The sequence below is a fragment of the Helicobacter zhangjianzhongii genome (assembly GCF_030249855.1).
Lineage (GTDB): Bacteria > Campylobacterota > Campylobacteria > Campylobacterales > Helicobacteraceae > Helicobacter_B > Helicobacter_B zhangjianzhongii.
The window spans coordinates 1-5951 of record NZ_JANURN010000019.1; the positions used below are offsets into that span (position 1 = coordinate 1).

At 42.0% G+C, this 5951-nt stretch carries 1 protein-coding gene; it reads left to right on the top strand.

The features are described from left to right. The first annotated feature begins 71 nt into the window (after window positions 1-71). Window positions 72-5615 (top strand): PBECR3 domain-containing polyvalent protein, encoded by a 5544-nt coding sequence (locus tag NYG90_RS10430; RefSeq protein ID WP_285265036.1) that lies wholly within the window; start codon window positions 72-74, stop codon window positions 5613-5615. Window positions 5616-5951 lie beyond the last annotated feature (336 nt).

Here is a 5951-nt window from a genome sequence, read left to right on the forward strand (position 1 = left end):
ATCCATTCTTACCCCTTTTATAAAAACGCCCAAGATTCTACCATAGTAGGATTTTTAAACTAAGGGGTAAGATGTATTGCCTAGAGAAGCTGCAAAGAGAGCTAGCCTACTTTTTTGATATGGATTTGCGCGAGCTGCCACGCGTGCAAGACCTGCTTAAACAAAAAGGCTACACCCAAATCCAAAAAGGCGATGAGATTATAAAGCTAGAGCCTAGCACCCCAAACCAAAAGACACCCTACACCGACACGCAAGGACACACACACCAAATCCCAGCCGACATCGCGCAAAAATGGCTAGAGACCTTTGGGCTTAAAGACTTGCAAGAATCCTACACGCCACAATTTAGCGAGCAAGTAGCACAAGCCCTAGAGCCGATCTTGCAAGGCGAGCAGATAACTTTAAGCGCAAATAGTTTAGTGAAGCTAATCCAGCGCGATAGAGCGGAGTTTTTACCCTATATCAAAGAGACTTTAGAGACACCAAACGCAGTGGTGAGACAAGTCGATGGGGCGATAATTTTTGCTAAAGACTATAGAGATGAAAAGCTAGGCAAGTTTTTTGCAAGTGTAAGTAAAAATGATAATGGCGAGTGGGTAATCTCTAGCAACGCGCCAAAGAATCTAAATAATTTGCAAAATAAAATTAAAGAGGGCGGAGAAGTTTTATACAGCGACTTGCCCGAGCTTCCAATAATCGCTAAGCCCGATTTAACCGCTAAAGCGTTGAATAGCGAAGCAAATCTAAGCGACATTATACCACACACCGCGCAAGAAAAGCCCAAGTGGAGCAAAGCAGACCAAAAGGCGTGGAAAGCCGCAAAGCTCGCAGAGACAAGGGCAAAAGCACAAGAGCTACAAGCAAAGCTACAACCCATCTATGATGAAGTGCGCCCCATCATCATAGAAGCCCAAAACATAGCAAAGACCAAAAACCTAGAGAAAAACGCCGCCGCGAAAGAAAAATACGATGAGCTGCATAAAAAAGCACGCCAAATCGCAACCCCAAAGCTAGAGCAATTCTACCCAGAGCTAGAAAAGCACGGGCTAGAGACAAGCTTGAAAGACTTTTTTCACCACCCAGAAACAGCGCAGATACAAGTAACCCCTATGCAAAACAGCAACCTAAAGTGGAAAAACAAAGAGCGCGGCGAGCAAGGGCTAAAAGGCTCGGCAAAATACCGCGAGCAAGCCTTAGAAAAGCTTAGTGAAAAAAGCTATATCGATAGGCTAGAGCCAGCCACCAAAGCAGAGAATCCACTCACACAGCTACACGGCTTGAAATATGAGATACTAAAAGACTTACACAAAGCAAAGCGTTACGCAAAGCAAGGCGGCACAAGCTATGAGACATACACACGCTACGCCAGCCGTGCAAGCGATGAGCTAGATATAATCGAGCAAGCCATAAGAGAGCTAAAAAATGCGATCGTGCCAAAGCCCAAGCGAGCAGAGCAGGTGCGAAGCAAGGTGCAAGACTTCATAAAATGGCGCGATGAAGTGCGCTTTGATGTAGATTATTTGCTAGGGCTTGAGAGTGATGGCACAAGGCACGCCCTAGAGTATCTGCGCGATCTCCCCACGCCTACCAAACACCACGCAAGCTTTGTCAAAGACTTGCAAGAGCAGATCCACAAGCACTTTGACACAGACCCTACACCACCGACACCGCCAAGCACACCCACGCCAGCAGACACGCCAAAAGTGGATTCTAGCGAGATAAAAGAATTAAGCACAAAAACCACAAGCAAACTCACTAAAGAACAACTAGAAGCCCTACCCCTAGCCACACCGCAAGAATATGGCGAGTTTTTAGAAAAAATCGCGCAAAAAGACTACCAAAACGCCCCAGAGATTCTAAAAATCGCAACACTAAATAACAACTTACAAGAGCTTATAAACAACAATCACAGCGCAGGCGTTTTTATCACACGAGCTAGGGTAGGACACATCAGCGAAGCTAGAAAAAGCGAGTATGGGCAAGCACTAACACTAGAGGAGCAAAAGCAAATCCCAGAAGTCATAGCCCAAGCAAAAGAAGCCTACGCAGATGATAAAAGTGGCTTTATCATACCTTTTGCAGATAAAAATAATGGGGAAAAAATAAATCTCATCATACTTGATAGCGATAATAAAGGGAATTTTCTTATCACAGCAAAGAAAGTCAATAGCGCAGAACTTAGCAATCCAAAATACAAAAAACTAGCAAGGGCAGGAGTCGAACCTGCTACCACTACTCCACCTCTAAAGACAGAGCAAAAGCCTACCGAAGCTATTTCACCTGCTAGCGATGAGATTATACCACAACCCACGCCACAAAACTTTATAAAAGACTTTGAAACAAATAACCCAGACATAATTAAAACACTTAAAAATATCCAATCATTTGAGCCACTATATCACTATAAAGAATCTATGAAGCTTTTAGAATCCTATGCTAGCCAAATCATAGCCACAGAACACCCACTTATAAAAGGCTATTTAAAAGAGCTAGAATTACAATTTACAAACTACATACAAGCTCTGGCTAATCAAAGAATCACAGGAGGCTTTCTAGGCACGCACACATACAGCCAAGCCCAAGCGCATACCAACACTACACAAAAATATTCACAAGCACTTAAAAATATGGACGATCTTATTAAAGCCGCACGCAAAAAAGACTACATTTTTAACACCCTAAACGCAAGTGATAACGCGCTAGTTTTTACCACCGCCACAAGCACAGGAGAGCCACGAGTAGCGATAAGACTAACTAGCCAAGATTATAAGCTACAAAAATCCCTAAAAAAGCTAAAAATATCCTATAACCCAAACTACAACCAATACCAAACCACCATAGAAAACTATCACGCGAGAAAAGAAGCAATACAAGATTTACTAGATTTACAACTACCAGAGATTTCCAAAGCAGAGCAAGATAATATTAAACAACAAGCCAAAGCACATAGTAAAGCTTTGCATAAAACCAACCCTTTTGAACAAGCTATTGGTGATAATGTAGAGAAAACCGCTAAGACAGCACCCGCTAGCGATTCTACTAAAGGGGTGGATCTCTCTTTAAACTCTAGCGAGATTATGCCACCTACCACACAAACACCCACCACACAAAAAGGGCTTTTTGATGAAGCGGATTCTAGTGCTACCACCCCGCCACAAAAAGAGCCCACGCAAAAAGGGAAAACAGATTTTAATATGCTAGTGCTAGAGTCGTGGAGCAAAGACAACGAATACCTTAGAGATATACTTGATTTTATAAAAGCAAATCCACTAGCGCAAAAAATCGACTCACAATTAACTGAAAAATGGGGATATGATAGCGATGTGCCACCTTTGGTAGTATTTGATAGTGCTTTATTGCTGAAAGATAAAGAAGCGTTTTTGCAGACAAAAGACCCACTTACCCCTAAACAAATGCAACGCTTTAGAGAAAAGGCGGAAAGACATTTTGCAGTGGCTCAAAAATATGGGCTAGATCTTGATGGATTTTATGATTTTGCTAGGGAGTGGAGAAAAGTAGTCAATAACTACCAAAATTATGGACATACTAACAGAAAAAAGATAGAGACTAGCCTAGATTCTAGCACGCCCACACCGCAAGCAACACCAAAAGCGGATTCTACCCCAAAGGCACTCACCCCCCAAGAAGCCACGAAGCTACTAGAATCAAAGCAAGGTGCGAGACTACCGCAGGAGCTTGATATACAAAGCTTTCTAAAAAGCCTTGAAAGCGTGGAAAATAAAGAAAACTTCATCGCGCATTTACAGAAAAAAGGCGATGCCCAAAGCAGACTAGCCTACTTGCACATCGTAGAGCCGACCCTGAAGCACCCAGACATAGAGCTGACAAAAGGCGAGCGAAAAACAAAGATCAAGGTATTTAACGATGGGGAGAATTTTTATAGCTTTTTGATAGCGGATTTCCAGGATAAAAGACTCTTTACATTTTTGCCCAAAGCACGCAAGGGATATATAGAATCAAAGATAAAAAACGCTGACCTTATCCATACTTTTACCAGCCAAGCAAGTAAAGACCAAGAGCCGAATGGACTTGCAAGGGAGAGTATAGCACAAGATTTGCAAGACACGCCAAAAGTGGATTCTAACGCCTTGCTAAAATCCGCGATGAAAAAGTTTGCCTACGATGAGAAAAAGGCAAAAGACTTGCTAGAGTGGCATAAAGACTCAAGCCCCTTGACAAAAGATGAAAACGGACTGCCGAAGGTGTTTTATCACGGCACAAGTAGCGACAAGGTCTTTGAAGTATTTAATAAAGACAAAATCCACTCTGGCTATGGATTTTGGTTTGGAGATGATATAGCAGATAGAGCTGTGAAAGAAAACACCACAGGCAAAGCCCCTATCATCAAAGCATTTTTACAAATGAAAAAGCCCTTTATATTTTCAAATCAAGGCATTACCGCCCAAAACATAGATGAATATGCTTATATCACAGGAATTTCAAAAAAGAGAATCACAGAACTTTATGAAGCCAAAGAGGCGTTTAATACTTTAGAAAAAATGATACAAAGAGACACGCAGGCGGATTATGTATGGGCTGGGGCGGTAGATTATTTTGAGATTGAAAAAGGCGGCAAAGAGTTAAATATTTTTGATTATAGGCAGTTAGATTTAAGCGATCAAACTATTGCGTTTTTAGATCGTATGCGCACAAAAGGCATCACGGCACGGGGAATTGATATAAGCCCTACAAGACAATATGAAAGCGCACAAGAAGCTAGAGAGACCCTAGAGAGACTCAAAGAAAAGGGCTATGATTCTATGGTATATGCAAATAGTGAATTTGTAGTCTTTGACTCCAACCAAATAAAACACATAGAAAACAGGGGCGTAGAGAGTGAGAGTGGGCGGAAGTATTTTAATGACTCTAGTCCCAATATCTTTCACAGCAATCCACACTTAGGAGCGGGACTACTAGGCGGGAGCGTGGCAGGAGTGGAGCAAGATGAAAATGGGCAGTGGAGATTTAGCCCCGAGAAGTTTGCCCTAGGACTACTCGGCAGCACAGCTGGGAGCAAGGCAGTATCTAGCGGCAAATACGCTATAATGCGCAGAATGGAAGCAAAGAAGCAAGATAAAAGACTTTATAATGTGTTTAAGGCGATAGATTCTAGCGCGAAGTATGGTAGCAAGATGAATCTAATCGGCAAGGAGAATCTAAACGCAGAAACACTAGCCTACGCACTAGCGAGAAATAAACGCTTTGCAATCAATAAGCTTGATGAAAAAGTCGCAAAAGAATTGGGCTTCAAATATCCCCAAGATGTCCGCAGAAGCATAGACCCAAACAATGTCGCACATACACTTAATAGACACGGAGAGCAATCTAATTTAGTGAAATTTAGTGGTCAAAAGCCTGTAACGCTTGATGAAATAGCAAAATATCAAGACTATGCCGACAACGCAACACATAAAGGCATAAGTATAGGCAAACGCCAAGAGACAGCAAGCATAAGCGCAAGACAGCTAGATGGAGAATTTTATGTCGTGGTAGAGCAGATACAAAAGGGACGGAACGAGCTGGGATTTAAAACAATGTATTTTGAGAGAGGAATTTTAGATGATGAGAAGTTTAATAAACTGCTAAAAAAATAAAAGAGTATTGAACGCTTAAGGCATAGCCCGCAAGTCGCCTTAGTTATGAGCTAAGACTTGCTTAGATAAGATTCTATCAATACTCTTTGGTCGCAATTCTACCCCCTAGAATCTTAACCCCAGCTTTACCCCTTTTTGTGTGCTTGTGTTTAGTGAATAATCACGCAAAAACACAAGGGCAAAGATGATTTACACAAAGCCGCCGCTATCCTTTATGGGAAATAAGAAAAATATGCTAAAGCATATCAAGCAAGTGCTAAATACTATGAGAGCAGATGGGGAGATCGATGGGGAGAGCATATTTATCGATGTGTTTGGCGGATCTGGACTTGTCGC